This is a genomic window from Daejeonella sp. (assembly GCF_044232565.1).
Lineage (GTDB): Bacteria > Bacteroidota > Bacteroidia > Sphingobacteriales > Sphingobacteriaceae > Daejeonella.
Map to the genome: position 1 here is coordinate 1 of NZ_JBIILQ010000249.1, position 4,045 is coordinate 4,045.

The 4,045-nt window shown below is 36.7% G+C and carries 6 protein-coding genes; 2 read left to right on the forward strand and 4 right to left on the reverse strand.

The window, feature by feature from the left end; all coding sequences use genetic code 11:
• The coding region (ruvC, locus tag ACILQF_RS11375) for a crossover junction endodeoxyribonuclease RuvC (RefSeq protein ID WP_395627527.1) at nt 1-423 on the forward strand (423 nt) is incomplete at its 5' end.
• Nucleotides 424-425: 2 nt separating this feature from the next.
• On the opposite strand, the gene ACILQF_RS11380 is transcribed toward ruvC, so the two are convergent.
• The 4 genes from ACILQF_RS11380 to rsmA all read right to left on the reverse strand — a co-directional run bounded on the left by ACILQF_RS11380 (nt 426) and on the right by rsmA (nt 3,213).
• The gene (locus ACILQF_RS11380; protein WP_395627528.1) at nt 426-818 is read right to left on the reverse strand and encodes an HIT family protein; all 393 of its coding nucleotides are present in this window, start codon (nt 816-818) and stop codon (nt 426-428) included.
• A 35-nt stretch (nt 819-853) separates the two neighbouring features.
• A complete protein-coding gene (gene greA, locus ACILQF_RS11385; RefSeq protein ID WP_395627529.1) occupies nt 854-1,327 on the reverse strand; it encodes a transcription elongation factor GreA in 474 nt (157 codons plus the stop codon).
• Between the two features lie 165 nt (nt 1,328-1,492).
• Entirely contained in the window at nt 1,493-2,428 is a 936-nt protein-coding gene (locus ACILQF_RS11390; RefSeq protein ID WP_395627530.1) for an NAD(P)-dependent oxidoreductase, read from the reverse strand.
• Between the two features lie 5 nt (nt 2,429-2,433).
• The gene (gene rsmA, locus ACILQF_RS11395; protein ID WP_395627531.1) at nt 2,434-3,213 is read right to left on the reverse strand and encodes a 16S rRNA (adenine(1518)-N(6)/adenine(1519)-N(6))-dimethyltransferase RsmA; all 780 of its coding nucleotides are present in this window, start codon (nt 3,211-3,213) and stop codon (nt 2,434-2,436) included.
• Nucleotides 3,214-3,396: 183 nt separating this feature from the next.
• On the opposite strand from rsmA, the gene ACILQF_RS11400 reads away from it, so the two are divergent.
• Nucleotides 3,397-4,045: PdxA family protein (locus ACILQF_RS11400; protein WP_395627532.1), on the forward strand; the 649-nt coding region annotated here is incomplete at its 3' end.

Genomic DNA, 4,045 nt, shown 5'->3' on the forward strand with positions numbered 1-4,045 from the left:
CCTCTAAAACTAAAGCAGATTTTTGAGAAAACAGTTCTATTGATCGACCAATATAAACCAGATTGCCTATCCATTGAAGCTCCATTTTACGGTAAAAATATTCAGGTAATGCTCAAGCTGGGGCGAGCACAAGGCGTTGCAATGGCCGCAGCATTATCAAGAAACCTCCCTATTTTTGAATATTCACCACGAAAAATCAAACAATCAATTACTGGTAATGGTAATTCATCAAAAGAACAAGTTGCTGCAATGCTCAAAACCTTATTGAAATTTTCAGAAACACCTGAATTTTTAGATGCAACCGATGGTTTAGCGGTAGCAGTTTGTCATTCATTCCAAAAAATTACAAGTGCTGGAAATAATAAAAGCTATTCGGGCTGGGATGCTTTTGCTAAAGATAATGTGAAAAGGATTAAAAAATAAACTTAGAGATGCACGCGAATAGCATTTGCAATTTCGGTTAGCCTTTCTTCACTTAGTTTTAGTTTCGGGCGACTAAAATTCATGTCGTCCATGGTTTTAATTGGGATAAGATGGATATGAGCATGAGGAACCTCTAATCCAATCACCGTCATGCCAATTCGCTCACAGGGAACCGCTTTTTTCAATCCTTCAGCTACAATCTGAGCAAACATCATCAAACCAACATAGGTTTCACTATCCAAATCAAAAATATAATCAACCTCCTTTTTAGGTATCACCAAAAGATGTCCTTCTGTTAGTGGATTGATATCTAAAAAGGCTAAATAATCGATAGTTTCAGCAACTTTATGTGCAGGTATATCTCCAGCGATAATTTTTGAAAAAATAGATTCCATAATGAATTTCTTGGTCAATGGATGAAAAAAAGCGACTAACGAGTAATTTCAATAATCTCAAATTCAATTTTACCTGCAGGCACAACAATTTCGACCTTATCGCCTACACTCTTGCCTAGAAGTCCCTGAGAAATTGGCGATTTAACAGATATTTTACCTGACTTTAAATCGGCTTCCGACTCAGAAACGAGCTGGTAAGTCATGGTAGCACCATTGTTAACATTTTTTATCTTCACAATCGACAAAGCAAGAACCTTTGATGAATCTAACTTAGACTCATCAATTAGGCGAGCATTGGCTAAAACATTGGTAAGTTTCGATATTTTCGACTCATGATGACCCTGAGCTTCTTTTGCTGCATCATATTCTGCATTTTCAGATAAATCACCCTTATCCCTAGCCTCGGCAATAGCCTTTGATATTTGCGAACGCCCCTCAGTTTTCAATAAATGGAGTTCCGCTTTCAGCTTTTCTAGTCCCTCACGGGTATAATAAGTTACGTCTGACATATCTAACAATTTATGATTATACTTAAAAACAAACAAGACTATGTCGGCTTAAGCCAAAATAGTCTTGCTCGTATTAACACGAAGATAATATTTTAGACTTAAGATTTCCAAATTTCCCGATTGAAAAACTCCCAACATCTGGGAAATTACAAAAAAAGGAAGGTTTTAAAATTCAGAAATTAGCGCCTGAAGCTTTTGTGCCAGAACCTCCGAAATTTTAAAATAAGACTCATGAGTCCAGCCCGCAATATGCGGACTCATTATCACTTTTTTACTCTCTGAAAGCTCTTTAAACCATTCTTGATCTGCTAAAGCAGGGAATTTTTCTATCTCTAATACATCCAATCCTGCAGCAGCTATTTTCCCATTTCGGATGCCTTTTAAAACAGTTTTAGTGCTCACTACCTCACCCCTCGAAGCATTGAGAAGAACAATAGGTTTTTTAAAATGAAACAAGTATTCATCATTAAATAATTGACGTGTTTCACGACTAAGTGGAATGTGTAAACTCAAAATATCGGCTTCTTTAACCACCTGCTCCATGCTTACTTCCTGCGCAAATGCGTCCGAAAATCCAGTTTTATATTTATCATAGGCAATAACTTTCAGCTCAAACCCACATAATTTACGGGCCAGCATCATGCCATTATTTCCATAACCTATAATGGCCACAGTCTTGCCCTTAAGCTCCCAACCACGGTTTCCCTCTCTATCCCAAATACCTTGACGAACTTGCGCATCTGCTATGCTGAGATTATTTGAAAGCGAAAGTAGCATGCCAATAACATGCTCTGCCACTGCGTCACGATTACCTTCAGGTGCATTGATACATTTAACTCCCTTAAAACGTGCATATTCTTCATCCACATTATCCATTCCAGCACCTGCACGAGCAATAAGCTTCAAATTAATTCCAGCATCAATTAAATCCGAATCAATTTGAAATTTTGTTCGAATGGCGATAACGGAGTACTCATGAATTGTGGCAAGGGTTTCCTCACGACTAATCAGAGGCTTATCATGGCATTCAAAGCCCATTTTCTCGGCCTCCTCCTTAAAAATAGGATGTAAATGATCAGCTATGAGTATCTTCTTGTTCATTAGATTTACCTCTTAAAACTGATTAAATTTGTCAATTTTACAAAATCGGTTACAGCAAGCCGCTCCGCTCTTAAATCAAATAAAGGATCATCACCCATATTATCTTTATTTATGATAGATGAAAGTGCATTTCTAAGTGTTTTTCTACGCTGATTAAAGCCGGCTTTTACTACTTGCCAGAACAATTTTTCATCGCAATCAAGCTTTTCAACCTCATTTCGCGTCAAACGGATAACCGCAGAGTTCACCTTTGGCGGTGGATTAAACACCCCTGGCTTCACCATAAAAAGATATTCAACCTTATAAAAAGCTTGAAGAAAAACGCTCAAAATACCATATTCTTTTGTTCCCGGTTTTTCGGCACATCGCTGTGCCACCTCCTTCTGAAACATTCCTACCACCTCAACTACCTGATCGCGGTTTTCTAATATTTTAAACAAAATTTGAGAAGAAATGTTGTACGGGAAATTACCAATAACAGCCATTTTGCTAGAAAAAATCTCTTTAAAGTCCATTTGCAGAAAATCTGCATTAATGAGCCTACTACCTAAATCTGGATATCTTTTTTTAAGATAGTCGAAAGATTCAGTATCAATATCAACTAAAAAAGTTTCGAGATTTTTATTGCTCAAAAGAAAATCGGAAAGTATGCCCATTCCTGGACCAACCTCAAGTACTTGATGGTATTTTTCGCCAGACTGGAGACTATTAACAATCTTTTCAGCGATATTTTTATCAGTCAAAAAGTGTTGTCCGAGATGCTTCTTTGCTTTAACTAAACTCATTATTGGCTTATTTGGCGCAATTTACAGAAAAATACTCATCTGTTATTCCACGAGCTCATTGAGCAAGACTAAAATGAAGCTCAAACACACAAATAATTGTATTATGAGATTAAAGTCTTTATTTTGCACTAATTATTGTTTACCTTAATAAAAAGGCTAAATCAATGAAAGCTTTCAGCAGGAATGAGCGATAAAATTAAAATTGGAATATCAATTGGTGATGTAAATGGCATCGGTTTAGAGGTAATTATCAAAACTTTATTAGATACCCGAATTATGGATTATTGTACTCCCATAGTATATGGGCATACAAAAGTTGCATCCTTCCATCGCAAGACGATGGATATTAACGAGTTTCAATTCCATGTAATCAATGACGCCAATCAGGCACATGAAAACCGCCCCAATATGATTAACTGCTGGGAGGAAGATGTTAAAATTGAACTAGGTCTGGCAACAGAAACAGGCGGGAAATACGCCTTCCTTTCATTAGAAAGAGCTCTAGATGATTTAATTGCAGGCAAAACTGAAGCCTTAATTACTGCTCCAATTAATAAACATACTATTCAGAGTGAAAGTTTTCAATTTGCAGGCCACACCGAATATATTCAGTCAAAGGTAAATGCAGACGACTCTCTTATGTTTTTGGTGAGTGAAGATATACGTGTCGGAGTAGTAACAGGGCATATTCCTGTAAGTGAGGTTCCAGAGAAAATTACAATAGAAAAAATTCTTTCTAAATTAAACCTTATGAATCAGAGTCTTAAAAAAGATTTCTGGATTCAAAAACCAAAAATTGCAGTTTTGGGATTAAATCCACATGCTGGCGATA

Excerpts from the sequence above, each read along its gene's own strand:
- ACILQF_RS11380 (WP_395627528.1), bottom strand. The coding sequence starts at position 818 with ATGGAATCTATTTTTTCAAAAATTATCGCTGGAGATATACCTGCACAT.
- rsmA (WP_395627531.1), bottom strand. The coding sequence starts at position 3,213 with ATGAGTTTAGTTAAAGCAAAGAAGCATCTCGGACAACACTTTTTGACT.
- ACILQF_RS11390 (WP_395627530.1), bottom strand. The coding sequence starts at position 2,428 with ATGAACAAGAAGATACTCATAGCTGATCATTTACATCCTATTTTTAAG.
- greA (WP_395627529.1), bottom strand. The coding sequence starts at position 1,327 with ATGTCAGACGTAACTTATTATACCCGTGAGGGACTAGAAAAGCTGAAA.